Annotated in this window: 32 protein-coding genes, 1 tRNA gene and 3 pseudogenes; 19 read left to right on the top strand and 17 right to left on the bottom strand. The window is 63.9% G+C overall.

Translation table 11 applies throughout. The annotated features are described in order from the left end of the window. Positions 1–9 precede the first annotated feature (9 nt). From B5X69_RS11935 to B5X69_RS11925, 3 genes are all read left to right on the top strand, one after another. On the top strand, positions 10–471 hold the full coding sequence (locus tag B5X69_RS11935) for a hypothetical protein (protein ID WP_079638920.1): 462 nt from the start codon (positions 10–12) through the stop codon (positions 469–471). Between the two features lie 86 nt (positions 472–557). Continuing rightward, the gene (ppdK, locus tag B5X69_RS11930; protein WP_079638973.1) at positions 558–3,218 is read left to right on the top strand and encodes a pyruvate, phosphate dikinase; all 2,661 of its coding nucleotides are present in this window, start codon (positions 558–560) and stop codon (positions 3,216–3,218) included. 52 nt (positions 3,219–3,270) lie between these two features. After that, a tRNA-Arg gene (locus B5X69_RS11925) sits at positions 3,271–3,347 on the top strand. A gap of 424 nt (positions 3,348–3,771) precedes the next feature. Here the strand turns inward: B5X69_RS11925 and B5X69_RS21975 are convergent. The 11 genes and pseudogenes from B5X69_RS21975 to B5X69_RS11875 form a co-directional block, all read right to left on the bottom strand. Continuing rightward, positions 3,772–3,999, bottom strand: coding sequence for a recombinase zinc ribbon domain-containing protein (locus tag B5X69_RS21975; RefSeq protein ID WP_245798718.1), 228 nt, complete (start codon positions 3,997–3,999; stop codon positions 3,772–3,774). A 150-nt stretch (positions 4,000–4,149) separates the two neighbouring features. Next, positions 4,150–4,929, bottom strand: a pseudogene (locus B5X69_RS21970) (recombinase family protein); the annotation flags it as partial. Positions 4,930–4,976: 47 nt separating this feature from the next. Further along, the gene (locus B5X69_RS11915; protein ID WP_139375768.1) at positions 4,977–5,222 is read right to left on the bottom strand and encodes a hypothetical protein; all 246 of its coding nucleotides are present in this window, start codon (positions 5,220–5,222) and stop codon (positions 4,977–4,979) included. 137 nt (positions 5,223–5,359) lie between these two features. After that, positions 5,360–5,719, bottom strand: coding sequence for a type II toxin-antitoxin system PemK/MazF family toxin (locus B5X69_RS11910; RefSeq protein ID WP_079638919.1), 360 nt, complete (start codon positions 5,717–5,719; stop codon positions 5,360–5,362). Beyond that, entirely contained in the window at positions 5,716–5,940 is a 225-nt protein-coding gene (locus B5X69_RS11905; RefSeq protein WP_079638971.1) for an antitoxin MazE family protein, read from the bottom strand. Before B5X69_RS11905 ends, B5X69_RS11910 begins: the two co-directional genes overlap by 4 nt. 653 nt (positions 5,941–6,593) lie before the next feature. Beyond that, the gene (locus B5X69_RS11895) at positions 6,594–6,863 is read right to left on the bottom strand and encodes a Txe/YoeB family addiction module toxin (protein WP_079638917.1); all 270 of its coding nucleotides are present in this window, start codon (positions 6,861–6,863) and stop codon (positions 6,594–6,596) included. Further along, positions 6,860–7,114, bottom strand: a complete 255-nt coding sequence (locus tag B5X69_RS11890; RefSeq protein WP_079638916.1) for a type II toxin-antitoxin system Phd/YefM family antitoxin — start codon at positions 7,112–7,114, stop codon at positions 6,860–6,862. Before B5X69_RS11890 ends, B5X69_RS11895 begins: the two co-directional genes overlap by 4 nt. Positions 7,115–7,551: 437 nt before the next feature. Beyond that, positions 7,552–8,337 carry a sensor histidine kinase gene (locus tag B5X69_RS11885; protein ID WP_245798712.1) on the bottom strand — a complete coding sequence of 262 codons (786 nt, stop codon included), beginning with the start codon at positions 8,335–8,337 and terminating at the stop codon, positions 7,552–7,554. A 58-nt stretch (positions 8,338–8,395) separates the two neighbouring features. Next, positions 8,396–8,497 (bottom strand): annotated as a pseudogene (locus B5X69_RS21965) (hypothetical protein); the annotation flags it as partial. 325 nt (positions 8,498–8,822) lie between these two features. Next, positions 8,823–9,359 carry a DUF488 domain-containing protein gene (locus B5X69_RS11880; RefSeq protein ID WP_079638915.1) on the bottom strand — a complete coding sequence of 179 codons (537 nt, stop codon included), beginning with the start codon at positions 9,357–9,359 and terminating at the stop codon, positions 8,823–8,825. Next, the gene (locus B5X69_RS11875) at positions 9,359–9,568 is read right to left on the bottom strand and encodes a hypervirulence associated TUDOR domain-containing protein (RefSeq protein WP_079638914.1); all 210 of its coding nucleotides are present in this window, start codon (positions 9,566–9,568) and stop codon (positions 9,359–9,361) included. The genes B5X69_RS11880 and B5X69_RS11875 overlap by 1 nt, the downstream gene beginning before the upstream one ends. Positions 9,569–9,737: 169 nt before the next feature. Here B5X69_RS11875 and B5X69_RS11870 point away from each other — a divergent pair, with 169 nt between their 5' ends. Beyond that, positions 9,738–10,073 carry a cupin domain-containing protein gene (locus tag B5X69_RS11870; RefSeq protein WP_079638913.1) on the top strand — a complete coding sequence of 112 codons (336 nt, stop codon included), beginning with the start codon at positions 9,738–9,740 and terminating at the stop codon, positions 10,071–10,073. A gap of 44 nt (positions 10,074–10,117) precedes the next feature. On the opposite strand, the pseudogene B5X69_RS11865 reads toward B5X69_RS11870, so the two are convergent. After that, a pseudogene (locus B5X69_RS11865) lies at positions 10,118–10,330 on the bottom strand (transposase); the annotation flags it as partial. A 308-nt stretch (positions 10,331–10,638) separates the two neighbouring features. Beyond that, positions 10,639–10,812 carry a hypothetical protein gene (locus B5X69_RS21490; protein ID WP_176141586.1) on the bottom strand — a complete coding sequence of 58 codons (174 nt, stop codon included), beginning with the start codon at positions 10,810–10,812 and terminating at the stop codon, positions 10,639–10,641. A gap of 102 nt (positions 10,813–10,914) precedes the next feature. Here B5X69_RS21490 and B5X69_RS22255 point away from each other — a divergent pair, with 102 nt between their 5' ends. Genes B5X69_RS22255 through B5X69_RS22435 form a run of 3 tightly spaced genes read left to right on the top strand, consistent with a single transcriptional unit; the run spans position 10,915 to position 11,359 of the window. Beyond that, positions 10,915–11,043 (top strand): hypothetical protein, encoded by a 129-nt coding sequence (locus tag B5X69_RS22255; RefSeq protein ID WP_281250931.1) that lies wholly within the window; start codon positions 10,915–10,917, stop codon positions 11,041–11,043. Positions 11,044–11,049: 6 nt separating this feature from the next. Beyond that, the gene (locus tag B5X69_RS22560; RefSeq protein WP_483881676.1) at positions 11,050–11,286 is read left to right on the top strand and encodes a helix-turn-helix domain-containing protein; all 237 of its coding nucleotides are present in this window, start codon (positions 11,050–11,052) and stop codon (positions 11,284–11,286) included. Continuing rightward, positions 11,231–11,359, top strand: a complete 129-nt coding sequence (locus B5X69_RS22435; RefSeq protein WP_425441513.1) for a helix-turn-helix domain-containing transcriptional regulator — start codon at positions 11,231–11,233, stop codon at positions 11,357–11,359. The genes B5X69_RS22560 and B5X69_RS22435 overlap by 56 nt, the downstream gene beginning before the upstream one ends. Positions 11,360–11,424: 65 nt before the next feature. On the opposite strand, the gene B5X69_RS11855 is transcribed toward B5X69_RS22435, so the two are convergent. After that, on the bottom strand, positions 11,425–12,771 hold the full coding sequence (locus tag B5X69_RS11855; RefSeq protein WP_079638911.1) for an MFS transporter: 1,347 nt from the start codon (positions 12,769–12,771) through the stop codon (positions 11,425–11,427). A gap of 170 nt (positions 12,772–12,941) precedes the next feature. Between B5X69_RS11855 and B5X69_RS11850 the strand changes: the two genes are divergently transcribed. The 3 genes from B5X69_RS11850 (at position 12,942) to aptA (ending at position 16,288) form a co-directional block, all read left to right on the top strand. Continuing rightward, entirely contained in the window at positions 12,942–13,913 is a 972-nt protein-coding gene (locus B5X69_RS11850; protein ID WP_079638970.1) for a glucokinase, read from the top strand. A gap of 99 nt (positions 13,914–14,012) precedes the next feature. Further along, positions 14,013–14,948: a DUF808 domain-containing protein gene (locus B5X69_RS11845; protein ID WP_079638969.1), complete on the top strand. Its 936-nt coding sequence runs from the start codon at positions 14,013–14,015 to the stop codon at positions 14,946–14,948. A 23-nt stretch (positions 14,949–14,971) separates the two neighbouring features. Next, positions 14,972–16,288, top strand: a complete 1,317-nt coding sequence (aptA, locus tag B5X69_RS11840; RefSeq protein ID WP_079638910.1) for an omega-aminotransferase AptA — start codon at positions 14,972–14,974, stop codon at positions 16,286–16,288. Positions 16,289–16,297: 9 nt separating this feature from the next. On the opposite strand, the gene B5X69_RS11835 is transcribed toward aptA, so the two are convergent. Continuing rightward, on the bottom strand, positions 16,298–16,966 hold the full coding sequence (locus B5X69_RS11835) for an HAD-IA family hydrolase (RefSeq protein ID WP_079638909.1): 669 nt from the start codon (positions 16,964–16,966) through the stop codon (positions 16,298–16,300). A gap of 59 nt (positions 16,967–17,025) precedes the next feature. Between B5X69_RS11835 and glmU the strand changes: the two genes are divergently transcribed. The 9 genes from glmU to B5X69_RS11785 all read left to right on the top strand — a co-directional run bounded on the left by glmU (position 17,026) and on the right by B5X69_RS11785 (position 24,411). Then, a complete protein-coding gene (gene glmU, locus B5X69_RS11830; protein ID WP_245798710.1) occupies positions 17,026–18,387 on the top strand; it encodes a bifunctional UDP-N-acetylglucosamine diphosphorylase/glucosamine-1-phosphate N-acetyltransferase GlmU in 1,362 nt (453 codons plus the stop codon). Positions 18,388–18,870: 483 nt separating this feature from the next. Continuing rightward, positions 18,871–19,185, top strand: coding sequence for a hypothetical protein (locus B5X69_RS11820; RefSeq protein ID WP_079638968.1), 315 nt, complete (start codon positions 18,871–18,873; stop codon positions 19,183–19,185). A gap of 43 nt (positions 19,186–19,228) precedes the next feature. Beyond that, positions 19,229–19,453 (top strand): ribbon-helix-helix protein, CopG family, encoded by a 225-nt coding sequence (locus B5X69_RS11815; protein ID WP_245798716.1) that lies wholly within the window; start codon positions 19,229–19,231, stop codon positions 19,451–19,453. Further along, the gene (locus B5X69_RS11810; protein ID WP_079638905.1) at positions 19,450–19,818 is read left to right on the top strand and encodes a PIN domain-containing protein; all 369 of its coding nucleotides are present in this window, start codon (positions 19,450–19,452) and stop codon (positions 19,816–19,818) included. The genes B5X69_RS11815 and B5X69_RS11810 overlap by 4 nt, the downstream gene beginning before the upstream one ends. A 17-nt stretch (positions 19,819–19,835) precedes the next feature. Further along, the gene (glmS, locus tag B5X69_RS11805; protein ID WP_079638904.1) at positions 19,836–21,659 is read left to right on the top strand and encodes a glutamine--fructose-6-phosphate transaminase (isomerizing); all 1,824 of its coding nucleotides are present in this window, start codon (positions 19,836–19,838) and stop codon (positions 21,657–21,659) included. Continuing rightward, a complete protein-coding gene (locus tag B5X69_RS11800; protein WP_079638903.1) occupies positions 21,656–22,069 on the top strand; it encodes a GFA family protein in 414 nt (137 codons plus the stop codon). The genes glmS and B5X69_RS11800 overlap by 4 nt, the downstream gene beginning before the upstream one ends. A gap of 4 nt (positions 22,070–22,073) precedes the next feature. Continuing rightward, positions 22,074–22,736, top strand: a complete 663-nt coding sequence (locus B5X69_RS11795; RefSeq protein ID WP_079638902.1) for an HAD family hydrolase — start codon at positions 22,074–22,076, stop codon at positions 22,734–22,736. Between the two features lie 212 nt (positions 22,737–22,948). Beyond that, entirely contained in the window at positions 22,949–23,818 is an 870-nt protein-coding gene (locus B5X69_RS11790; RefSeq protein WP_079638901.1) for a dienelactone hydrolase family protein, read from the top strand. A 20-nt stretch (positions 23,819–23,838) separates the two neighbouring features. Beyond that, entirely contained in the window at positions 23,839–24,411 is a 573-nt protein-coding gene (locus tag B5X69_RS11785) for a hypothetical protein (RefSeq protein WP_079638900.1), read from the top strand. 1 nt (position 24,412) lies between these two features. On the opposite strand, the gene B5X69_RS11780 is transcribed toward B5X69_RS11785, so the two are convergent. Together B5X69_RS11780 and B5X69_RS11775 are read right to left on the bottom strand one after the other, a co-directional pair. Continuing rightward, entirely contained in the window at positions 24,413–25,429 is a 1,017-nt protein-coding gene (locus B5X69_RS11780; protein ID WP_079638899.1) for an aldo/keto reductase, read from the bottom strand. Between the two features lie 66 nt (positions 25,430–25,495). Next, a complete protein-coding gene (locus B5X69_RS11775) occupies positions 25,496–26,086 on the bottom strand; it encodes a LysE family translocator (RefSeq protein ID WP_079638898.1) in 591 nt (196 codons plus the stop codon). Between the last annotated feature and the right edge of the window lie 39 nt (positions 26,087–26,125).

Genomic DNA, 26,125 nt, shown 5'->3' with positions numbered 1-26,125 from the left:
AGGGATGCCATGAACGAAGCGCATCTCGTCTGGATCTTTGCGGTCGGCTTTCCGCTGTTCTTTGCCGCGATGTGGCTGATAGTCACGCGCATCCTGTCGCTGTTGGGCTGGTCGAAATATCTGCCGGCCTTTGCGTGGGATCGCTCGATCCCGGCCGATGCGCGGCGCTTTTCGTGGGCGACGATGGTCATCGGCCGCTTTCCCGGCGGGGTCAGCTACAAGAATGTGATGAACGTCTGGCTCGACCAGCACGGCATCTATCTGCGTCCGCCCGTCCTTTTTCGACTGTTCCATCCGCCGCTCCATATCGGCTGGGAGCAGATCGGATCCATCGAGCCGCGCAAGACTTTGTGGATCAAGGCCTGGTCGCTCGCGCTTCGCCGCGACGTGCCGATCCTGACCTTTGGCGGCGGCGCGGGGCAGGCGATTTACGATCACTGGCAGGTCCGTCACGGAGGCAGGCCCGCCTGACACCGCTAAAGCAAAACTGAGTCGACCCGGTAGCGGATCGACCCTATTTCCCCGCAATCTCCTCCCCGGGGCAACAGGAGCATATGATGACGAAGATGGTGCATTTGTTCGGCGGCGCGGCCACCACGGCCGAGCGTTCGAAGGAGCTGCTGGGCGGCAAGGGGGCGAACCTCGCCGAAATGGCCTCGATTGGCCTGCCGGTGCCCCCGGGCTTTACGATCACCACCGAGGTTTGCACCGCCTATTATGCGAACGGCGAGCAATTTCCCGCAGATCTCGCCGCGGACGTCGAAAACGGCATCGCGCATATCGAGGGGATCACCGGCAAGCGCTTCGGCGATCCCGCCAATCCGCTGCTCGTCTCGGTCCGCTCGGGCGCGCGCGTCTCGATGCCGGGTATGATGGATACCGTCCTCAACCTCGGGCTCAACGACAAGACAGTCGTTGGTCTCGTCGAGGCCTCGGGCGACCCGCGCTTTGCCTGGGACAGCTATCGCCGCTTCATCCAGATGTATGCCGACGTGGTCATGGGTCTTGACCATGCAGCCTTCGAGGAAGCGCTGGAAATCGCCAAAGAGGACAAAGGTTTCTATCTCGATACCGAAATGACCGCCGAGGATTGGCAGGCGCTGGTTCTCGAATATCTCGCGATCGTCGAGCGCGAGACGGGCGCGCCTTTCCCGCAGGAGCCCAAGGACCAGCTTTGGGGGGCGATCGGCGCCGTCTTCGCAAGCTGGGAAAGCGACCGCGCGAAAGTCTATCGCCGCCTCAATTCGATTCCCGGCGAGTGGGGCACCGCCGTCAATGTCCAGGCGATGGTGTTCGGCAATATGGGCGATACCTCGGCCACGGGCGTTGCCTTCACGCGCGATCCTGCAACGGGCGAGCGCGCCTGGTACGGCGAGTGGCTGATCAATGCGCAAGGCGAGGACGTCGTCGCCGGCATCCGAACGCCGCAGTATCTGACCAGACAAGCGCGTGAAAAAGCGGGGGCCAAGCCGCTGTCGATGGAAGAGGCGATGCCCGAGACCTTCGCGGAACTCGGCCGGGTCTTTGACACGCTCGAGACGCACTACCGCGACATGCAGGACATCGAGTTCACCGTCGAGCGCGGAAAACTCTGGATGCTCCAGACGCGCTCGGGCAAGCGCACCGCCAAGGCAGCGCTAAAGATCGCGGTCGACATGGCGGCTGAGGGCCTGATTTCCGAAGAGGAAGCCGTGCAGCGCGTCGACCCCGGCGCGCTCGATCAGCTGCTCCACCCGACCCTCGATCCCAAGGCACCGCGCGATGTGCTGACCAAGGGACTTCCCGCAAGTCCTGGCGCTGCATCGGGCAAGATCATGTTCGACGCCGACAGCGCCGAGAAAGCCGCTGGCATGGGCGAGGCGGTGATTCTTGTGCGCGTCGAGACCAGCCCTGAGGATATCCACGGCATGCACGCCGCCAAGGGCATTCTGACCGCGCGCGGCGGGATGACCAGCCACGCGGCGGTCGTGGCGCGCGGCATGGGCCGTCCGTGCGTCTCGGGCGCCGGCGGCCTCGCGATCGACGGCGCGGCCCGCGTGCTGCGCGTCGCGGGGCGTGAGCTGCGCGAAGGCGAGGTCATCACGCTCGACGGGTCGACCGGCGAGGTGATGGCGGGCGAGGTGCCGACGCTGCTTCCCGAACTGGTCGGTGATTTCGCGACGCTGATGGCGTGGGCCGACAGGGTACGGCGCATGAAGGTGCGCACCAACGCTGAAACGCCGCAGGATGCGCAAGTCGCGCGCGATTTCGGCGCCGAGGGCATCGGGCTCTGCCGCACCGAGCATATGTTCTTCGACGCCGCGCGGATCACCGCGGTGCGCGAAATGATTCTCGCCGACAGCGAGGAGGGCCGCCGCGCAGCACTCGCCAAACTGCTTTCTGAACAGCGCGGCGATTTTGCGGCGATCTTCGGCGTGATGGCAGGCCTTCCCGTCACCATCCGCCTGCTCGACCCGCCGCTTCACGAGTTCCTGCCGACGCGCGAGGAGGATTTCGCCGAGGTTGCGGCCGCCGCGGGCGTCGGAATCGAAGCGCTCAAGGCGCGCGCCAACGAACTCCACGAGTTTAATCCGATGCTCGGCCATCGCGGCTGCCGCCTCGGCGTGACCTATCCTGAAATCTACGAGATGCAGGCGCGCGCGATTTTTGAGGCGGCGTGCGACGTTGCCGCCGAATCCGGTGCCTCGCCCGTTCCTGAAGTGATGATTCCGCTCGTCGCCACCCGGCGGGAGTTCGATCTGATGAAGGGGGTCGTCGATACAGCGGCCAAAGCCGTATTTGCTGAAAAAGGGCGTGAGATCGACTATCTCGTCGGCACGATGATCGAACTGCCGCGCGCTGCACTGATGGCGGGCGAGATCGCGCAGTCGGCTGAGTTCTTCAGTTTCGGCACCAACGACCTCACCCAGACGACAATCGGCATCAGCCGCGACGATGCGGGGCGTTTCCTCACGCAATATGTCGACAAGGGCATTTTCGTGACCGATCCCTTTGTCAGCCTCGATGTCGAAGGTGTTGGGCAGCTGATCGAACTCGCCGCGGAGCGCGGCCGCGCGGCGCGTGTGGGCATCAAGCTCGGCATTTGCGGCGAGCATGGCGGCGATGCGCCAAGCATCCATTTCTGCGAGAAAACGGGGCTCGATTACGTCAGCGCCTCGCCCTATCGCGTGCCGATTGCGCGGCTCGCGGCAGCGCAGGCGGCGCTCAAAGCAAAATAGGGAAAAAGGGGGTTGCGCACCTGCGCAGCGCGCCCTAAAGGCGCCTCTCCACGCACCCGTAGCTCAGCTGGATAGAGCACCAGACTACGAATCTGGGGGTCGGACGTTCGAATCGTTCCGGGTGCGCCATTTCAGTACAGAACCGCGAACGCCGTTCGCCGCCGATGGCCCGCCTTGGGCGGCGACGAGCGTGCGGAGCAGTTCCGACTTCGATCCCATGATCCGCACCTCCTTGTCGGCCTCCTCGACGCGCCGCGCGAGCGCGCACAGGTGGTCGCGGCGGTGGCCGCCGCCTTCCTGGCGGATGCGCGCGCGCGCGGTGCGGGCGAACCTCCTGATCATATCGGGGGTGACGGCGCGGCTGCCGCTGCTGTCGAGAGCGCTCTGTGCCCGCTCGGCGTCGGCCTTCGCCTGCTCTCGGATCGCCTTGAGCCCGGCAATGCGCTCCTTCAGCGAATCGTCCAGTTCGGTAACGCCGGTCTCGATGGCGTCGTAGAGCCGTTTCAGACGCTGCTCGGTCTCGCTGATGCGCTTGTGAAGCTCGGCCAGATGCTCACGGCGGCGCTCGGTGCGTTCCTGGCGGCGGTCGAGGACGCTGGCAAGGATGGTTTCCAGCCGCTGGGGCTGAAGCCAAGCGTTCCTCCAGATGGCTCGCGACCAGTTGATCGAGCCGGTCCATCGGGATTGAGCGGCCTTCGCACCCCGTCTTGCCCTGCCGGGCCTTGGTCGAGCGGGTGTAGTAGCGATAGAGGCCGCCCGCGCTGCCCTTGCCGGTGCGCATGGTCAGCGCGCCTCCACATTTGGCGCAAAAGCAGATGCCGGTAAGGAGGGCGGGGCCGCTGGTGACGCGCGCGGGCGTCATTCGGGGATCGCGGGCTTTGAGGCGAGCCTGCACCGCATCGAAGGTCTCGCGGTCGATGAGGGGAGGGCAGGCCATGATCGCGACCTCGCGCTCGGGCTTCTTCTCCCGATCCTTGTGCGAGCGGGTGTTGAACCTGTGCTCGCCGATATAGGTGGTTCGGATGAGTATCTGATGGATCGAAGCCAGCCCCCAGCGCCCGCCGTCACGGGTGAAGATGCGCCGCTCGTTGGGGTGGCAAGTGATGGCCTTGACGCCCATCGGGCCGGATGTGCCGTCTCCTTCAAGGAACAGGCGGTAGATCAGCCGCACGGTGTCGGCGCGCAGCGGATCGATCTCCAGCTTCTTCTTGATCTTGGCGCCGCGCTGCTCAGCCGCAACGATCCGGTATCCGATGGGTGGTCGCGCGCCGTTCCAAAAGCCCTGCCGGGCGTTTTCGTTCATCGCCCGCAGGACGTGCTTGGCGTTCTCCTTGGTCTGATGCTCATCGAACAGCGCCATGATTTGCCGCATCATGACATGCATGGGGTCGTCCCCCAGGTCCTGCGTCACGGAAACGAGCTTGACGCCGTTCTTCGCCAGTTTCCTGACGTAGAACTCGATATCGAAGGCGTCGCGGAAGAAGCGGCTGAACGAACGGACGATCACCACGTCGAAGGGTGCGGGCTTCGACGTGCGCGCCTCGATCTTTCACTGGAACTCGGGGCGGCGGTCGTTGGTGGCGGTTGCGCCGGGTTCGATGAAGGTCTCGACCAACTTGTAACCGCTTGAGGCGCAATAGGCCTCGCCCTGGCGCTTCTGGTCGGGAATGGGAACATCATGCTCGGCCTGCCGCGCCGTCGAGACGCGCAAGCAAAGGCGGCGCGCAGCGGCACGGTCGTGGCAGGTTTCTCCTCAAATCATGGGCAAGGCTCGAGCAGTTCGTCGAACAAGTCGCCGAACCACGCCTCGAATACATCGATTTCGGCCTCGGTGATGGGAACCACCTCGGGCCAGTCATCAGTGACGGTCCAGTCGGCAAGATCGTTCTTGACCGGGCGCCCGGTACGGGGCGTCGGGCTGATGTAGCCGTAAAGGTCGCCCGGCAGCACGCCGCACGCGATTGCGCGACGATTGGTGCGGCGACGGGCGCGTAGATGGGACATGGCCCGATTGTCGCAAGATACCGCCCGGCGACACATGACGTTCGCCGCCGATAGCAGCCTATTTGTACTCGGCCCGCACCGACCAGGGGCGATAGCGGTGTTAAAGCTCGGTCGGCGCCAGAGGCGAGTCGGGCCGGTCATGGCGTCCTGGGCCGCCCGGTCGGCCGCGATGCCGCCATGCCAAGAAACACCGCCATGGCCTGATTGAGTCGCAGCATGTCCTCGTCATCGAGGCGGCCCATTTGCGCGCCCAGCTTGGCCTTGGGAACGGTGGTGATCTTGTCCACCATCAGGCGGCAGGGCGAACGCAGGCCGTTACGCTCGTTGGGCTCCACCACGAGGCGAAACAATGGGGCCTCGGTCGGGTCCGTGGTGAAGGCGCAGACGGTGATGGAATCCGTCGCGTCGAAGCTGTTATCCTGCATGATCACGGCAGGGCGGGGTTTGCCCGCATAGTCCTTGCCGCCGGAGACGGTCCACACCTCTCCGCGCTTCATTCATCGTCCCAGTCGGACACGGCGTCGATGAAGGCTTGATCCTCACGGGCGTGGGCGCTGGCGGCCACCGCCTGCGATTGGCTGTGGGCCTGCGCCTTGAAGCTGGGCGCGCGCACGTCCGGCACCCAAATCTGGATCGGCCGCAGCCCCTGGGCGCGCAAACGCTCGCGATGCGCGCGCACCCCCTCACGGTTCTGCTCTACCTTTGAAACTGCCGTCATGCCGGACCTCCATTTCATTTACATGTAATATAGCATGGAGGTCGGAAAATGCCAGCCCCTTGCCCGTGGTACGATTTCGGGCTGTAGCGTGGAATGGCGTGCAAGCAGGCGAGTCGCACGGTGCATTAAGTGTTTGATATTAGCGACCGAGTGATTGCACGCGACCTGACGCCGACGGACAAGGACAATGCAGCAAAAAATTGCCTCGGCGCATCTTCGCCAGTTCATCGGACACCAAGGTCATCGGCAAGTCGAAGAAATCGAATAGGCCGTAGAGTGGCGCCAGCAGTGGATGGACAATCTCAGGAAGGTTTGGGGCCATCGAAGCGGTTTCGACCGTCGTCCGGAGTGCGATGTCATTCTGCCGCGCGATACTTCCGTCGGACAGAAATCGAGTGCCGTCATGGTCAAGGGCAAGCCCAAGTCCAAGCTGGATGACAAGGGTAATCCGGTGAGGACGCCTCGCTATGGCATCCGCGCCTTGCGTCACGTCTGTGCGAGCGCGTGGATCAAGCAGGGGGTGGACCCCAAGCGCCTCACGACTTGGCTCGGGCATAGCCGCGTCCAGATGTCGATCGACGTCTACGGTCACCCCCTTGCCGATCCTGAGGGCGATGCCGCGCTGGTGAATGCCACCCACGCCGATCTGTCGGCTAGTCGTAGTGGAAGCGGCTTTGGGCGATTTCCAGACGCTGCTCCTTGCCCGCACCTTCGACGCGATAGACCAGTCTGTCGGCCTGATTGATCCGGCGCGACCACCAGCCTTGCAAGCTGCCCTTCAACGGTTCGGGCTTGCCGGTTCCCTTGAAGGGCGTCCGCCTGCATTGCTCGATCAGGCTGTTGACCCGCTCCAGCGTGGTACGGTCATTGTTGATCCAGTGCTGATAGTCTTCCCAAGCCTGATCCGAGAAGATGATCTTCATGCCGGATGCAGCTCGCGCTCCGTGCCGTTCCCCGCTTCAAGCTGCCCAATAGACGCGCGCAGACGGGCAGCGTTCGCCGGCGTGGACAGCAGGTGCATCGTCTCTTCCATAGCGTTCCAGTCGGACAGGGACACCATAACGACGGCCTCGCCCTTCTGACGAGTGACAACCACCTGCATGCGGTTTTCGGTGACGCGATCCATCACGCGCTTGAGGTTGGCGCGAGCGTCTGTGTAGGTGGTCACGTCCATGGCGATTTCCTTCGTTTATGCACGGGTGCATATGTGCAGAAATTTGTACAATTGCAAGGGTGAAGGATTCTTGAGCCGGCGGACAAGCTATTTTTGGCCTAACACGGATGAACATGGAGCGCTGTAAGCGTTGGAAATCCGTGAATCTGAAAAGCCTACGAATCTGGGAGTCGGACGTTCGATTCGTTCCGGGGGCGCCAAATACCGCCGTTTGCCGCCGTATCCTACCTAGGAGCCGCCGTGACTACGCCAGCGTAGCAGGCGTGGCGGCCCCTGCGTCGCGGACGTCGAAACGTCTGCAAAAGCCCAACGCGTGGGTTAACGCGCAAGGCGGGCGGCGGACTGGTTGAGTTCCCCGACATTGATGCGCTTACGCCAGGCCAAATTCAGCCCGTCTTCGAACTGTAGGCGAGGCGCGGGATCGAGGCGCGCGGGCGCTATGCCACTTTCGCCGGGTCAACGCCGCCTACGTCCGATACAGTGTGGACGATCGAGACGGTCGTGCCGGGATGGGCGCCCGCAGTGTCGACGGTGGCTTTAAGCTGATTGGCCAGCGCCTCGACAATGCTTGTGCCAAGCCCCGGCTTGGCGTCGGCCAGGGATTGGGGAGTGCCGACACCGTCGTCGCTGACCGATAGCGTCCAGTCCTGCCCCCGCGATAGATAATCGACGAGGATCTTGCCGCTGCGCTCGCCGGGGAAAGCATGCTTGAGCGCGTTGATCACCAGCTCGGTGACGATCAGTCCCAGACTCACGGAGATGTCGGCGTTCACGCTGCTGTCGTCCGCGGTGACGGCCAGCGACACCTGGTCATGATCGTGGATCATCGATGCGCCGAGGCTCTGACAGAGCTGGGTGAGGTAGCCGCGCAGCTCGACATCGCCCAGCCTAGACGCGGCGAGCTGCTGCTGGACGGTGGCGATCGACATGACCCGATTGTGCGCATCGTGGAGATGGCCTCGGGTCTCCTCGGACTGCACCCGCCGCGCGCTCTGCATGAGCACGCTGGCGATGATCTGCAGGCTGTTGGCGACGCGGTGCTGAAGCTCCTGGAGCAGGATCGCCTTCTCGCGCAGCAGATCGTCCTTCAGCTTCTCGCTGATCCGCGCCTCGGTGACATCGGAAATCGTCAGGAGCAGGCGGACTTGTTCGGCATCGCCGTAGTCGAGCTTCTGGGCGTTGAGCACGAGGCGGCGCGGCATCGCCTCTGAGGTCCATCTCATAGGCTTCGATCGTCGCATGGCCGGAGAGGGTCGCTCCAAGCAGCGATCGAAGCTGCGGCACGTGCCACTCGCCCGCGCCGAGCTCGAACAGCGGCTTCCCGGCTACCTTCTGCGGATCAAGCGCGAAGGTGCGGTAAAAGGATGCGCTGGCGGCGATCACGCTCAAATCCTCGTCGAGCAGGAGCGCTGGCGCGGAAGTCGAGGCTAGAATAGCCAGCGCCAGATTGTGCGCGACGTCTGGATGGGTGGTTCGGCTCACGATCACGACCCCCTTCCGGGGAAGCCGGAGAGCTTGCGGGGATGAAAGCCGGGTCCGGTAACGACGACTGGGCTACCCCTCGGACCGGGAGCATGAGGTCGTAGCGGCACCATAGCATGGTTCGTATGGAAACCGGCGTCTATTCGGCAGCGGGCGAGTATTCGGAGTTAACCACCTGGCGGCGGGCGCAAGCAGAGATGCGATCCGTGAGCAGTTGCACGCGATACTAAGCGCGCTGACGATAGATCACCTTACCCATTTCGGTTCGCTGGGCGCCGGGTGTGGGCTTGGCCTGATCCGTCCGGCCGGGCCCCATGAGATGATCGACAGCGTGACCGCTTAGGAGCAGATAGTCGGTGATGATGCGCCGGTGGCATCGCCACCAGACCGCTTCCGAACACATCAAGGCCAGCCGCCGCTTGCTGCCCAGTCGGGTAATCGTGTCGAGGGCCGCGCCGAACGCATCCCCCAAGGCATAATCGGCATAATTGTGGAAGCTCTGCACCCGCCACAGGGCGTTGAGTCCTTCGTCCACCCCAGACTGTTTCGGACGGCGTCCGCCCAATGCCGGGCAGTGCAGATAACCGATCTGGACCTTCTCCAGGTCTGCCGGCAGACGGTCGGTATTGAACACGGGATTGGTGCGCGACTTCGGAAAGGATCGCACGTCCACCAGCAGGCCGACCTGCGCTCCGCGCAGCATATCAAGGAACTCTTCGAGACTCCGGGTCGAATGGCCGATGGTCGTGAAGGACGCCGCCATCAGCCGATCTTCGTCAGCGCGTCTTCCTTGTGCGCCGCGATGTGGTCGGTCTTGTCGCTGGCGATCTCGTACTGCGGCGCTTCCTTCGAGGCGCGATGCCGGTGGCCTTTGTAATCGAAATCCCGCTCATGCTGCTTGATGATCCTGCCGCTCACCCGCCCGGCTTCGGAATTCCAGCTTACATGGTCGCCCTTGGAATATTTCGCCATAGTCTCCTCGTTCTTCAGAGTAACGAGTGTTTCCGGGCATCCGTTCCAAGGGTTGACCTGCTAGCAGCGCGGGCTGACGCCTTCAGTATTCAGTGGCGCTCGTGACTTCCGCACCGTTCGCGCGTTGTCGGATATGATTGTATAAGACTGTCTCGAAGGGGATCTGAGAATGGCGCTCCAACATGCAAAGCCCGGCGAAGTGGTTCATCTTCCATCGCTGGCGCCAGAACGAGGCGCCACCGGGACGGCCGCGCTGGTCAAATCGGACCGGTTTGAGGCCATTCACCTCGTCGTTCCCGCCGGATCGACCATACCGCCACACCATGTTGCCGGTTATCTGACGCTGCACTGCCTGGAAGGCCGCGTCACGCTGGGTCCATCGGACATCGAACTCGGCGCGGGAGACTGGGTCTATCTGGAGCGCGGCGATCCGCATTCCGTTCAGGGTGTCGAAGACGCGCGGCTGCTGCTCACGATCCTGTTCGACACGCCGGCGGCGCAATGATCAGGCTTGGCCCTTCGCAGAGCGTTGCAACGCCATACGGCCGTAGCGGTCAGGGCGCCGCTTGCCGCCTGCCGGCGCCAGCCAAACAGCTGGTTCGGCGCCACCCCGTGCATGCGCGCCACACGCGACACGCTGTTGCCGGGCAGGAAGGTCTCTTCGACCATGCGGAGCTTCTCTTCCGGGGTCCACCGCCTACGGCGCTGAACCCCTCCGAGAACCTCCGCATGCACATAGCTCCTGGGATTACTGTCGGTCATATGCCTCACTCTTACATAAGTGTGAGGAACTGTCCGGTCATTTTGGGGGCCGCTTCATCGACCGAGGCTTTTCTCGGCCTTTTAAAAATATGCCCTGACGGCTTTCGAGATCACCTTCCAAGCTATTGAAAATGAGTTACTTATGAGCAGAACGGGGTGCATGGACGCATTTTATGGTGTGCGTTTGATCGGCCATGCACTCACCTAACGATAAGGAAACCGGCCCCTCGACCGAGAGGCAGGATTCTGCACCAATGGCGGTCGATCACTTCAAAGCGGCGCCACCCTCGTCGTGCATTCGCTGATACTCATCCCCACACCAGAATATCCGCGATCGTCTTCGGCCGCTCGACGGGATTGAAATTCCGGTCGAGGCTCATGTTGAACTTGGGGATGCCGCCCGGGAACATGCGGTTCCTATGCTCGGCGAGCACCGTGCGGACCCGTCCGACTTCGCCTAGCGCATCCGCGAGCCATTGCATCGCCTCGCGCTGTTCCGATGAGACCTCGATTTTCGCAATGTCCTTGCGGTCATTTCCCGTGCAGGCCGATGCTCGATCGTGACGTCGAGCACGGCGCGGTAGATGAAGCGCCCGGTCGTATCGCCCGCCGAGATCGCCGGGGCCTTCCGCTTTGCCTCGGCCGGAAAGCACACGCGCATTTTCGGCTGGTCCGGCAAGCGCGACGGCGCATGCTTGGGCAAACTCACGTGACGCTCCATGGCTGCGGGCGACGCAACTCTAAATACGTCGGTCGAACTCAAAACCTATGTCGTTGCCGAACGCCTCGGCGGCGAGCCCGAAATATTTCACTATCTCGATGCAGCCTTCGAAGACCTCGACCCCGCCATCATTAGCAGCGCGCTCGCCGATGTCGCCCGCGCGCGCGGCATGACAAGCGATCGCCAAAGAGGCAGGAATCACCCCTGCGGGCCTCTGCCGTGCGCTTCGCGATGAAGGAAATCCGACGCTCGATACCCTGCTGAGGCTGACCAAGGCGCTTGGTCGGCGCCTGGCGATAGCGGCATGATGGGCAATCGTGGCAGCGGACGCGACAGCGACGGGAGCGACGATGTTGGTGACCTGATCCAGCGCTTATCCGTCTTGAAGCACCGCTGACTGCCTTTCATCGGCTTCGTCAATCGCGACCAACGAGGCACCGCGCGTCTCGCGCATCATGAACGCAGCGATCAGACTGACCGCTCCTGCGAACAGGATATAAAGCGCGATCGGCGCCCAGCTGTCATACTCGCGCAGCAAGGCTGTGCCGATCAGCGGCGCCCACGACCCGGCGACGATGGCGGTCACCTGATAGCCCAGCGAAACGCCTGAATATCGCATCCGCGTCGGAAACATCTCCGCCATGATCGCGGGCTGCGGCGCGTACATGAAGGCATGAACTGCAAGACCGAGCATGATCGCGCCGAGGATCATCGCGGTGCCGCCAGTGTCGAACATCGGAAAGGCGGCAAAGGGCCACGCCATGGTGAGCGCCGCGCCCGCAATATAGACGGGGCGCCTCCCGATCCGGTCGGCGAGCGCGCCGACGAGCGGAATCACGATGACGTGGAGGATATGCGCCGCGAACAGCAGGGCGAGGATGCGTGTCGTATCGATCTCGCGGTGATGGAGATAGGTGATCGAGAAAGTGACGATCATATAATAGACAATGTTCTCGCCGAAGCGCAGCGCCATCGCCGTGAAAACGCCGCGCGGATAGCGCTTGAACACTTCAACGAGGCCGTAGCCGGCTTCGGCTGCGCGCTCGGCCTTTGCCTTCGCCGCCTCGAAGATTGGCGAATCGCCGACCTGCGTGCGGATGTAATAGCCGATTCCCACGATGACGACCGAAAGCCAGAAGCCCACGCGCCAGCCCCAGGAGAGGAAGGCGTCTTCGGAGAGCGTTGCCGAAAGAATGAGGAGGACAACGGTCGCGAGGAGATTGCCAAGCGGCACGCCTGCCTGAGGAAAGCTGCCCCAAAAGGCGCGGCTCCGGTTGGGACTATGCTCGGTCACGAGCAGCACCGCGCCGCCCCATTCGCCGCCGAGCGCGAAGCCCTGGATGAACCGCAGGAGTACGAGGAGCCCCGGGGCCCAATAGCCGATGCTCTCAAAACTCGGCAGGCAGCCCATAAGGAAGGTCGAGGCGCCGATCAGGATCAGGCTGAACTGAAGAAGGGATTTACGCCCGATCCGATCGCCGACATGGCCGAACACCACGCCGCCGAGCGGCCGCGCGATGAACCCGACCGCATAGGTGGCAAAGGCGGCGATGATCCCGTCGAGCTCGTTCCCCGTTTCGGGGAAGAATAGTTGGCCAAACACCAGCGTTGCCGCTGTGCCATAGAGAAAGAATTCGTACCATTCGACGACCGTGCCCGCCATCGAGGCGCCGACGACCTTCTTCAGATAGGGAAGGTCCGCCTCTTGTTCATGGTTCATCACCCGCTCCCGCAACGATCTTCGTCCCTTCTATGGAACGCGCGCGCGGCAATTTGAAGGGCGGGCCTTGCCCCGGGTCGGTGCGCGCGCATAGCTATGCCCTGTTGCGTCGCCGAAACGACGGCGTCAATCTGAGACCCAAGCGGCACGAGGCCGCACGAGGGAGAGAGATGAGCCAGTCCATCGTTACGGTCGACATCGGCGGCACCCACGCGCGCTTTGCGATTGCCACGGTCGAGGGCGGACGCTGCATCGCACTCGGCGAGGCGACGACTCTCCATACCGAGGATCACGCAAGCTTCCAGACGGCATGGCAGGAATTCGAGCGCCGCCAGAGCGGCAGCCTGCCGCGCGCGGTCGCGATTGCCATCGCGGGGCCGACGCGCGGCGAGATCATCCGCTTTACCAACAACCCGTGGATCATCCGTCCGGCGCTGATCCGCGAGAAGCTGAACGTCGATTCTTTTGTGCTCGTCAATGACTTTGAAGCCGTGGGCCACGCCGTTGCGCAGGCCGATGCGCGCTATTTCGAGCGGCTTTGCGGCCCCGATGAGCCCTTGCCGGCGAAAGGGACGATCAGCGTCATCGGCCCCGGAACCGGTCTCGGCGTCGCGCACGTCTGGCGCGATGGCGACGCCTATCGCGTCCAGGCGACGGAGGGGGGGCATATCGATTTTGCGCCTCTCGACAGCATCGAGGACGCGATTCTTGCGCGGCTGAGAAAGCGCCATCGCCGCGTGTCGGTCGAGCGTATCGTGTCGGGGCCGGGCATCGTTGATATTTACGAAACGCTCGCCGCGATGGAAGGACGGCCGGTAACCCAGGAGGAGGATGTCGCCATCTGGACCCGCGGCATGGGGCAGGAAGATAGCCTCGCCGCCGCGGCGGTCGATCGCTTCTGCCTGTCGCTCGGCAGCGTCGCGGGCGACCTTGCGCTCGCGCAAGGAGCGCGCGGGGTGGTGATCGCGGGCGGGCTTGGCCTGCGGATTCGCGACCATCTCGTTCGCTCGGGCTTTCCCGAACGCTTTGTCTCCAAGGGGCGGTTCGAAAATTTCATGGCGGCGATCCCGGTCAAGCTGATCACTCATCCGCAGCCTGGCCTGTTCGGTGCCGCTGCAGCCTTCGCGCGCGAGCACTGCTAGCGCCCCCAAATTTCCGGCTTTCGCCTGATGGGCGATGTAGGCAAGGTTGAACCCGCGCCCGCGGCGATTCTCTCTGACCGAACGAAAGCTCCACCCTCTATGCCATCAGGCCTTTTTGCCCTGCTCGACGACGTTGCGACCATCGCGAAGGTCGCTGCCGCGAGCATCGACGATATCGGCGCTGCGGCCTCGAAGGCGGGAGTGAAGGCGGCGGGCGTGGTTGTCGATGATACCGCGGTCACGCCGCGTTACGTCACCGGCTTCACGCCCGATCGCGAATTGCCGATCATCTGGCGCATCACAAAGGGGTCGCTGTTCAACAAGCTGGTTCTTATCCTGCCCGCGCTGCTGCTTCTCTCATCGCTGGCCGAGTGGGCGATCACGCCGCTGCTGATGCTCGGCGGCACCTATCTTTGCTTCGAAGGCGCCGAAAAGGTGCTGCATTCGCTAAAGGGGCACAGGACGAGCCTTGCCGAGGAGGCCGCGATCGTCGCCGACAAGTCGCACGAGGAGGCGATGGTTAAAGGAGCGGTGCGAACCGATTTCATCCTCTCGGGCGAAATCATGGTGATCGCGCTCAACGAAGTGCTCGGCGAACCCTTGCTGATGCGCGGCGCAACGCTCGCACTCGTGGCGGTCGCGATCACGATTGCGGTCTATGGCGTCGTCGGGCTCATTGTGAAGATGGACGATATCGGACTGCGCATGGCCGAGCGTGGCACCCGCGCACAGCGCAGCATCGGGCGCGGGCTGGTGCACCTGATGCCGAAGCTTCTCGCGGCGCTCGCGACGATTGGCACCGCAGCGATGCTGTGGGTCGGTGGCCAGATTGTGCTTCACGGGCTCGACGAATATCATATCGGCGACCTTGGCCATGCCCTCCACGACTTCGCGCATCGGATCGCCGGCGACCTGCCGCTGGGCGGCGTCTGGGAGTGGCTGATCGGTGCAGCGGGAGCGGGCGTCTTCGGCCTTCTGCTCGGCGCGTTGATTGCGGGGCTACTCCATCTGATGCCAGGCAAGAAGGCGCATTGATCGAGGCGAAGGAGTCGCGGCGAATGAAGGGTGAAAATGATCCGCTGGCGGCATTCTGGATGCCCTTTACCGCCAATCGCGCCTTCAAGGCGCACCCGCGCCAGCTCGTCTCGGCGAGCGGCATCTACTATCAAAGCGCCGACGGGCGTCCGATCCTCGACGGCACTTCTGGGCTCTGGTGCAGCAATGCTGGCCATTGCCGGCGAGAGATTGTCGAGGCAATCGCCAGGGCCGCCGCCGCTCTTGATTTCGCGCCGACCTTTCAGCTTGGCCACCCCCAGGCGTTCGAGCTTGCGCATCGGCTCGCCGCACTGATGCCCGAAGGGCTGGACCGCATCTTCTTCACCAATAGCGGATCGGAATCGGTCGACACGGCGCTCAAGATTGCACTCGCGATCCAGCGCGCGCGGGGGCAGGGGACGCGCACGCGGCTGATCGGACGCGAGCGCGGTTATCATGGTGTCGGCTTCGGAGGGATCAGCGTCGGCGGCATTGTGAGCAATCGCCGAACCTTCGGGGGCGGCCTTCCGGGTACCGATCATCTGCGCCACACGCATGACCTTGCGCGTAACGCCTTTTCGCGGGGATTTCCGCAGCATGGCGCCGAGCTTGCTGATGATCTGGAGCGGCTTGTCGGCCTTCACGGCGCAGAAACGATCGCGGCGGTGATCGTCGAGCCGATGGCGGGATCAACCGGCGTCTTGCTGCCGCCGGCCGGATATCTTGAGCGGCTGCGCAAGATCTGCGACCGGCACGGCATCCTCCTCATTTTCGACGAAGTGATTACCGCCTTCGGGCGCGTTGGCGGCGCGACCGCAGCGGACCGCTGGGGCGTAACGCCCGATGTCATCACCATGGCCAAGGGCCTCACCAATGCGGCGGTGCCGATGGGCGCGGTGGCGGTGAAGCGAGAATGGCACGATGCGGTGATCGAGGGTGCCCCCGGCGGCATCGAGCTGTTCCACGGCTATACCTATTCGGGGCATCCGCTCGCCTGCGCTGCCGCCCTTGCTGCGCTTGACCTTTACGCCCGCGAGGGGCTCTTTGAGCGCGCGGACGCGCTCGCGCGCTATTGGGAGGATGCAGCGCACGGCCTGAAGGGCCGCCGCCACGTCATCGACATTCGCGCGATCGGGCTCGTCGCCGGCATCGAACTTGAGCCGAGGCCCGGCGCGCCGACGGCGCGCGCGATGGAACTCTTCCACGCCTGTTTCGACAAGGGCCTCCTCGTTCGCGCGACCGGCGACATTATCGCGCTGTCGCCGCCGCTGATCGTCGAGAAGGGCGAGATCGACACGATGTTTGAAACGATCGGCGAGCTTCTCGAGACGATTGCCTGACAGCGTTCCTCAAAGTCTTTCGAGGAGCGGCACCAGTTCGGCATAATGGCCGATGACATGATCGGCGCCCAGTTCCTCGACCGGCTGGTGGAGAAAGCCGAAGCCGACCGCGACGCTCGTCGCCCCGGCGCCGCGCGCCGCCATGACGTCAAAAATGCTGTCGCCGACGAAGGCGGTTCGCCCGCCGCCGCAGGCCTCGATCATCGCGCGGATCGGTTCGGGCGAGGGCTTCGCCTTCCCCGGCCCAAGCGTATCGCCGCCGATGATCGCCGCCATTCGCCCTGCAAGGCCGAGCTCGCCGAGCAAAAGTCGCGCGAGCTGCTCGAGCTTGTTCGTCATAACCGCGGTGCGCACACCCAGCGCATCGAGCCGGTCGAGCGCTTCGACGAGACCTGGGAAAGGCCGGCTATGAACCGCGATGTTCGCCTCATAAAAGCCAAGCAGCGCTTCATAGAGGCGCGGCGACAAGCCCTCGGGAACGCCGCCGGTCGCACTCAGCCCCTGTTCGAGAAGGTGCTGAGTGCCGAGCCCGATCATCGGGCGGACCTCGGCCTCGCTCAGCGGCGCCCGGCCCGCGAGGCCGAGCGCGTGGTTGAGCGCCGCGGTGATGTCGCCTGCTGTGTCAACGAGCGTGCCGTCAAGGTCGAAACCGACGATCGCAAAAGGAAAATCACTCATCGCCCGCGCATGCCGCGACACTCTGGAAACCGCAATGATTTGCTGGCATGGAGCCGCGCATGAGCAACCGACCGATCGCCGCCATCATCCTTGCCGCGGGCAAGGGCACGCGCATGAAATCCGACCTGCACAAGGTGCTTCACCCTATTGCCGGGCGGGCGATGCTGATGCACCTCATGGCAAGCGTCGACGCGCTCGATCCGGTGAGGAAGGTCGTGATCGTCGGCGACAAGGCCGACCAGATCGAAGCCGCACTCAGCGGCAGTGCCAGTCTTGCCCTCCAGGAGCCGCAGCTGGGCACCGGCCATGCGGTCCAGCAGGCCGAAGCCGCGCTCACAGGCTTCGAGGGGGATGTGCTGATCCTCTATGGCGACGTGCCCTTCGTGCCGACGGCTACAATGGGGGCGATGATCGACCGGCTCAATGCCCCCGACGCGCCGGCGGTGGTCGTGCTCGCCTTCGAGCCCGCCGACGCGCAGCATTATGGCCGCGTGATCACAAGGGGCGACCGCATCACCAAGATGGTCGAATATAAGGATGCAAGCGAGGCTGAGCGGGCGGTCACGCTCTGCAACTCGGGGCTGATGGCCGTAAGGGCAGCGGACCTCTTTGCGCTCCTTGCGCGCGTCACCGATGAGAATGCGGCGAAGGAATTTTATCTCGTCGATATCGTCAACATCGCCAACGCCGACCGGCGGACCTGCGCGGTGGTGACGACCGATCCCTTTGACGTAGCGGGGATCAACAGCCGCGCCGAGCTCGCGGCGATGGAAAGCGCGTGGCAGGCGCGGCGGCGCGCGCAGGCGATGGCGGAGGGCGCGAGCCTCCTCGCACCCGAAACCGTCTGGTTCGCTTGGGATACGCACCTCGGCCGCGACGTACTGATCGAACCCAATGTCTTCTTTGGCCCCGGCGTCAGCGTCGCAGACGGGGTGCGAATCCGCGCCAACTGCCATATCGAGGGCGCGACGATCGGCGCGGGCTGCGAGGTGGGGCCATTCGCGCGCCTCCGCCCCGGCACGGTGCTGGGCGAAAAGGCGAAAATCGGCAATTTCGTCGAAACGAAGAAAGCCGTGCTCGGCCAAGGTGCGAAGGCCAATCACCTCACCTATCTGGGTGATGCCACTGTTGGCGCGGGGGCGAACATCGGCGCGGGCACGATCACCTGCAACTATGATGGCTATTTCAAATATCAGACCGTGATCGGCGAGAACGCCTTCATCGGCTCGAACAGCGCTCTCGTCGCGCCGGTGAAGATCGGCCGGGACGCGATCGTCGGCGCGGGGAGTGCGGTGACGCGCGACGTGGGCGATGGCGAGCTGCGCCTTGTGCGCGGCGAGCAGCTGGTCAAGCCCGGCTGGGCCGACCGCTTTCACGACGCGATGCGCAAGAAGAAGGCGGCGGAAAAAGGCGCAAAATAGGGCGCCGATTCGCGCCGGGCGCAGCGCTTTCTCGCGCCGCGGTCCGTGAGCTATCATTGCGCTCTGCTCGTTGATGTAATTCGGTTTCCTTTGCGAGCCTTCGTCGCCGGCCATGATCCCAAAGCATCTGCCGAGCGCGGCGCGAAACCGACGATATCTCGCCCGCCTTGACGATGGCCAGTTCAAAGGGCTCCGCCGTCTCGATCGCTTCCTGAAGGGCGCGGGCGTCGGTCTCGTCCCGCGTCTCGGCCCCATGCGGGAGCCGCAACGAGGCCAAGAGCTTCTGCAGGGAACAGGCTGACTTATCGCAGCCTTGTCATTCCCCCAAAGGTCGATCGGACGCTGCGCGTTGGAGCGGGCGTTTTGCGCGCCAGAAAAATATTGCTTCTCCTCCTATTCGGCTGCTGGGGATTGCCCAACAGAAGATGCCATGCGATGCGCTGGGGACGGAAAGGGCCAAAGAGCCATGACGGAGAAAATGATTTGAGCGACCGCTACACCGACAAGCCCTTCCTGCGCTTCGTCGATGCCTATGTGCTGCGCGCGATCGGACATCTCGACGAGGCGACCGACAGCTATTGCAAGGCGATGATCCCGAATCTTGAAAAAAGCTTCGGAATCAAGGGTACATGGCCCGAAATCGTCGAGAAGCAAATGAAGTTTCCGCCGGATCTATCTGCGCAAATCCGCCGGATCTGGGAGGAGGGCAAGACCCGCTTCGAGGCGGGAAATGGCGAAGCCGCCGATCCCGTGCAATTTGCAATGATCTTCGTCGACCAGAACTTTGGCCGCGCCTGAGGACGGCACTTGCATTGATATCATGATATGATATCAAGATGTGATGCGCTTCCTTGCGGACATTCCCGACTGCGATGTCGAATGGCTCGACGCCCTCGCAGCGGAGCAGGGGGTGTCGCGCGCCGAGCTCGTGCGGCGCGCGATTGCCACCTTCCGCGCCGAGGTTTCGGGCGATGCGTTCGACAATGCGTTCGGTATCTGGCGTGACCGCGCCGATATCGGCGACGGTCTCATCTATCAACGGCGTTTGCGCGGCGAGGCCGAATGATCGACGCGCAATTTGACAGCGATATCCTCATCGACGCGCTCAAAGGCGTCGAGGCCGCGCGCAGCGAGATCCGCCGCGCCGGACGCAAGAGCATCAGCCGCGTCAGCTGGGCAGAGGTGATGTCGGCCGCCGACGCGCCGACGCTGAAGGCCGTGGAAGCCTTTCTTGGCTGTTTCCAGATCGAGGAAATCGGCGACGCGGTCGCGCGCCGCGCCGCCGCGCTTCGCGCCGAGCGCAAGGGGCTCACGATGGCCGATGCCTTCGTCCTCGCGACGGCGCAGCTGAGCGGACGCATTCTCGTTACGCGCAATATCAAGGTGTTTCCGGCCGCAATGCCCGGTATTCGCATCCCTTACACACTCTAGAAGAAAGCATCGGTGCCATGTGCGGAATCATCGGAATCATCGGCAAGGACCAGGTGGCAGACCGGCTGGTCGATGGCCTCAAGCGCATGGAATATCGCGGCTATGATTCGGCGGGCGTGTGTACCGTCGAAGGCGGGCAGTTGATCCGGCGGCGCGCCGAGGGCAAGCTCGGTAATCTGGTCAAGGAACTTGGCGGCAACCCCGCGCCCGGCACCCTCGGCATCGCGCACACGCGCTGGGCGACGCACGGCGCGCCGACGACGAGCAACGCCCACCCCCATGCAACGGGCGAGGTCGCGCTCGTTCACAACGGGATCATCGAGAATTTCAAGCCGCTGCGCGAAGGGCTCCAGGCGCGTGGCCGCCGCTTCGAGAGCGAAACCGATACCGAGGTCGTCGCCCACCTTGTGAGCGAGCAGGTGGAAGCAGGCCTGTCGCCGCAGGACGCCATCAAGGCGGTATTGCCGCAGCTGCGCGGCGCTTTTGCGCTCGCCATCGCCTTTCGCCAGCACCCGGACCTCTTGATCGGCGCGCGGCTCGGCTCGCCGCTTGTCGTCGGCTATGGCGAGGGTGAGACCTATTTGGGCTCGGATGCGCTCGCGCTCGCGCCGCTCACCCAAAAGATTGCCTATCTCGAGGAAGGCGACTGGGTCATCATCAGCCGTGAGGGTGCGCAGATTTTCGACAGCGAAAACAATCCCGTGACGCGCGAAATTACCACGAGCGGCGTGTCGGCAGCGACAATCGAGAAGGGCAATTACCGCCACTATATGCAAAAGGAGATTTTCGAGCAGCCGGTCGTGGTCGCGCAGACGCTCTCCTCCTACATCCGCCCGCTCGAGCAGACGGTCGCGCTGCCGCAGATGGATTTCGATCTCTCGGCGATCGACCGCATCACCATCGTCGCGTGCGGCACGAGCTACTATGCCGGGATGGTCGCCAAATATTGGTTCGAAACCTTCGCGCGCATTCCCGTCGACATCGATGTCGCGTCCGAGTTTAGATACCGCGACCCGGTGCTTCAGCCCGGCGGCCTCGCGCTGTTCATTTCGCAGTCGGGTGAGACGGCCGACACGCTCGCGGCCTTGCGCCACTGCAAGGCGCAGGGGCAGACGATCGCGGTCGTCGTCAATGTGCCAACGAGCAGCATGGCCCGCGAGGCCGATCTACTGCTACCCACTCATGCTGGCCCCGAGATCGGCGTCGCCTCGACCAAGGCCTTCACCTGCCAGCTTGCTGTCCTTGCTGCGCTTGCCGCGCATCTTGCGCTTTGCAAGGGCAAGCTCAGCGCCGAAGAGGAGCGCGAGATCGTCCGCCACCTGATCGAGGCGCCTGCAGCGCTCAACGCCGCGCTCGCGCACGACGAGGACATATCTGCGATGGCGCATCTCGTCGCCCCGGCGCGCGATGTCCTCTATTTGGGGCGCGGGCCCGACTATCCGCTGGCGCTAGAGGGCGCCCTCAAGCTGAAGGAAATCAGCTATATCCATGCAGAAGGCTATGCGTCGGGCGAAATGAAGCACGGACCCATTGCGCTCATCGACGAAGCCGTGCCCGTCGTCGTTCTCGCCCCTTCAGGCCCCCTCTTTGAAAAGACGGTAAGCAACATGCAGGAGGTCCGTGCGCGCGGAGGCAAGGTGGTACTCATTAGCGATGCCGAAGGTCTTGCCGAGGCCGGCGAAGGCTGCCTTGCAACGATCGAGATGCCCAAGGTTCACCCGCTCATTGCGCCGCTCGTCTATGCGGTGCCCGTCCAGCTCCTCGCCTATCACGTCGCGGTCGCCAAGGGCACCGATGTCGACCAGCCGCGCAATCTTGCAAAATCGGTTACGGTCGAGTGATCTGGAAGGCGCACTGCCATTGCGCGGCCGTGTCCATACGCCTTGCCCAAGCGCCCGAGGAAATCGCAGAATGCAATTGCTCGCTCTGCTTTTCGCACGGAATTCTCTGGGCTTATTATTCGCCGCGGGATGTCGTGATCGTAGGCGAGACGCGGACCTACAACCGCGCCGATCGCGAAAGTCCGAACTCGGATCTCCATTTCTGTCCGGTCTGCGGCTGCACGACCCACTGGGCGGCGACAGAGGGGCTCAAGAAGCGCATGGGCGGCGAGGCCTTTCTCATGGGGGTCAATATGCGTCTCTTTGCGCCCGCGCAGCTAAGCGGACTGAAGCTATGCTTTCCTGACGGGCGCAGCTGGTCGGGCGAGGGGCCCTGGGACTATGCGCGGGTGCCCGGGGTGATGCCCTGATCCGATGCCATTTGCTGCGATCATCTTCGACTTCGACGGCGTCATCGCCGATAGCGAAGTGCGCGCGAACCGGACGCTCGCCGAGAGCCTGACGGCAATCGGCCTGCCAACCAGCTATGAGGACTGTCTTCGCGACTATTATGGCCACAATTGGCAGGAAACGCAGCGGCGGATCGAAGCGCGGCTCGGCCGCGCGCTTCCTGCCGACTTTCGCGAGCAGCACCGCGAACGCGCACGGGCGCGCTTCGCCGAGGGTTTCGCCCCGGTGCCCGGTGCGCCGGAGTTTCTGGCGTCGCTGAGAGGTCCGCGCGCGATCGCCTCGTCGAGCAGTCCCGCCTATATCGCGGCGTCGCTCGATCGCTTCGGGCTCGCGCATCATTTCGGGGAGCATGTCTATAGCGCCGACGGCTGGGACCGGGGCAAGCCCCATCCCGACATCTACCTTGCCGCTGCGAAAGGCCTGAAGGTCGATCCCGCCGCCTGCCTTGCGATTGAAGATTCGCCCACCGGTGCGCTCGCAGCGCTTGCGGCGGGGATGAAGGTCGTGGGCTTTTGCGGCGCCGGGCATATCGCAGACCGCGCGGCGCATGGTACGCGGCTGCGCGAGCTTGGCGTACATCATGTCGCGCACAGCTTCGATGAGATGCGGGTTGCTGCCATCCCCTGAGACGATCCTTGCCGCGCCATCCGCGGCTGACCTTGATGGGGGGCGGGGCGTGGAGGCAAGAAATCCCTGTCCTCTGGAGGAGGTGTGGGTTAGCTTGCCCGCAGACAGGCCGGCCCGGCCCGCGCGCAGCAGCGCGCGCGAGAGAGATTTCTCGGGGCGGCTTCCTGAAAATTTTTTTGCGCCTTTCCCCAAAGGCTTGAAGGAGAGACACGATGTGCAACGAGATCACCCAGGCCGACCTTGACCGCGCCGGGCTTCCGGTACGGCGGCGCGCCTTCGGTGCGCTCGTCGGGGCAGGGACGCTTGCCTCGATGCTGCCGGTGGCCGCTTGCGCTGCGGGCGGCCTTGCGGGGCGCGATGTCTCGATCACCACCGCGGATGGTAGAGTTGACGCCTATTTTGTTGCGCCAGGGGAGGGCAAATATCCCGCTGTGCTGATCTGGCCCGATATCCGCGGGCTGCGACCCGCCTTTCGCCAGATGGCCGACCGGCTCGCGGGCGAGGGCTATGCGGTCTTGTGCGTGAACCCTTTTTATCGCTGGGCGAAGTCGCCGGTCGTCTATGCGGGCCATGATTTCGACGACCCCAAGGTCCGCGAGACGCTGTTCGGCTATCTGAAGCAGCTCGACAAGGCGGCGGTTACGACCGACGCGGCGGCGCATCTTGCGTTTCTCGATGCGCAAAAGGAGGTCGATACCGCGAAAGGGATCGGCACCGCAGGCTATTGCATGGGCGGGCCGATGGTGATCTACACCGCTGCGCTCAGCCCCGAGCGCGTCAAGGCTGCAGCAAGTTTCCACGGCGCGGGCGTTGGCACTGACCAGCCCGACAGCCCGCACCTGCTGATCCCCGACACAAAGGCAGGGTTCCTCTTTGCGATCGCAGAGAATGACGATGAGCAGAATCCGGAGGAAAAAACGCGCCTCAAGGACGTGCTCGACCCGCGTCCGCAATGGCATGAAGTCGAGGTTTACGAGGGCGCGCTCCATGGCTGGTGCCCGCCGGACGGGCGCGCCTATAATGAGGCGGCCGCGGAGAAGGCGTGGAGCCGGATGCTTGCGCTGTTCAAGGCTGCGCTCTGACGCCTTCGTCTTTAGGGGCGATGCAGGTCGATTTCATCAAGACGGGCGATCGCCGCTACAGCGTGCGGGTCCGCCGCGGCGATAGACCGGCGCTGATCATGGATCCCGCGCCTGGGTTCGATCCCGACCTGCCGCACGACATGGTACATTTTGTCGCCGAAGGCGTGCTGGGGCTGAAAGGGGGCGTCTTCGGCCAGATCGCGGCCGGAGGCAATGCCGGCGGCTTTCGCATCGAGGCGGCGGACGGCGGGCGCGCCGCAAAGGCGCATCGCCGTGCGGTCCGCAAGCAGGCTGCCCGAGGGGAAAAGCTGGCGAAAGAGCAAGGACGAGAGGGCGCGCTCTCCGAGCTCGCCGCCTTCCTGTTCGACGTCGCATGGCGCTGCCGCTCGCGTCCTGAAAGCCCAGCGCAGCAGGCCCCGCTCGGCGAGGCCGAGCTTGTGCGCGCATCGCTCGGCGCCGCGGAAAGGGCACGCCTCGACGCGGCCGCCCCGCGGGTGTTTCGTCACTTCGACAGGCTGTCCGAGGCGTGGCGGGCGCTGCCGTCCGGTGAGGCGCTCGCGCTCGAATGGCCGAGCCTCGAGCGGGTCGGCTAGCTCATCCCATCGGGTATCGGATATCCTTGCCGACCTGGTTCAGCGCCTTCATCACATCCTCGCCAAGCTCGAGGTCGATCGCATCGAGGATCGGATCGAGCTGGTCTTCCGCGCTCACCCCCACGATCGTCGAGGCGACGAAATCGTGCTGCTTCGACCAGGCGGTTGCCATCGTTACCGGGTGCAGCCCCGCCTCAGCGGCGATCGCGAGGTAGCGCTCGGTTGCGGCGAGCGACTTTTCGTTGACGAAGCGGCGCGCCATCGCGGCCTGCCGGCCCGGCATTTCAAGGTAGCGTGAGAAGCGCGTACCCTCGGGCATCGCGCCATCCTGATATTTTCCCGAGAGCACACCGCCGGCAAGCGGCGAATAGGGGATGAGGCTCACCCCTTCCTGGCGGCTCACCTGCGCGAGTTCATCCTCGAAGCGGCGGTTGTTGAGGCTGAAATTATTCTGGATCGTCTCGTAGCGGGCAAGGCCCAGCCTTTCGGACGCACCGAGCGCCTTCATCAGTCCCCAGCTCGTCTCGTTCGAACAGCCAAGGATGCGGACCTTTCCCTCGCGAACCAGTTCGTCGAGCGCCTCCATCATCGCATCGTAAGGCGCGTCGTGGTCGGGCCAGTGGGTCTGGTAAAGGTCGATATAGTCGGTCTGGAGGCGCGTGAGGCTCCCCTCGACGGCGCTTCGGATATGATGACGGTCGAGCGCGGTCGTGCCGCCCCGGCAGGGCGACTTGAACCAGACGTGACTAGGACCCGAGACCTTGGTCGCGAGGATGACCGCGTCGCGGTTCTTCGTTTTGAGCCAGCGCCCGACAATCTCTTCGGTGCGCCCCACCCACTTGGTATCGGGGGGCACAGGATAACCCTCGGCGGTGTCGAAGAAGCTGATTCCTGCATCGAAACAGCGGTCGAGAACGCGCATCGCGACCCCTTCGTCGGCCTGGCTGCCGAAGGTCATCGTTCCCATGCAGATGTCGGACACATGGATGGCGCTTCGGCCAAGGCGGCGGCTCTTCATCGGCTCTCGTCTCCGTTCCGGGGCAAGGGAGCGCCGTGCATAGGTTGCCTGCTGGAACCTTGCAAATCAGATCAGCAGCACGAGCGATCCGACCAGCAGCACCGCCATCGTCCAGTTGAAGCTGCGCAGACGCACGGGATTCGACAGACAGCGGCGCAGTCCCTGGCCCATAATGGCCCAGAGGCTCGTTGAGGGGAGGTTGATAAGGCCGAAGATGGCAGCGACGAAGAGGATGGCGGCAAGATCGCGGTCGGGAGCGTAGAGCGCGATTGCGGTCAGCGCCATCGACCAGGCCTTGGGGTTCACCCACTGGAAAAGCATCGCCTCGAGGAAACTCATCGGTTTGCCGCTGGAATTTCCCCCGGTTTCAGGGGCGGCGGCGTGTGCCATCTTCCAGGCGAGCCACAAGAGATAGGCGATGCTCACTCCCTTCAAGACCAGGTTCAACAGCGGGAAAAGGTCGAAAAGCTGCATCAGCCCGGCGCCCACAAGAATGATCATCAAGGTGAATCCGGCGCCGACACCGAACGCATGCGGCAGGGTGCGGCGAAGGCCGAAATTGGCGCCCGACGCCATGAGCATCATATTGTTCGGACCCGGCGTGATCGAGGTGACGAGGACGAAAGCCGAGAGGGCGGCGAGGGAGGATTGTTCCATGCGGGCAATATAATTTGCTCCTCACGGCAAGTGGTTGCA

This window comes from Sphingopyxis flava, assembly GCF_900168005.1.
Classification (GTDB): domain Bacteria; phylum Pseudomonadota; class Alphaproteobacteria; order Sphingomonadales; family Sphingomonadaceae; genus Sphingopyxis; species Sphingopyxis flava.
This window is presented reverse-complemented; position numbering and strand designations above follow the sequence as displayed.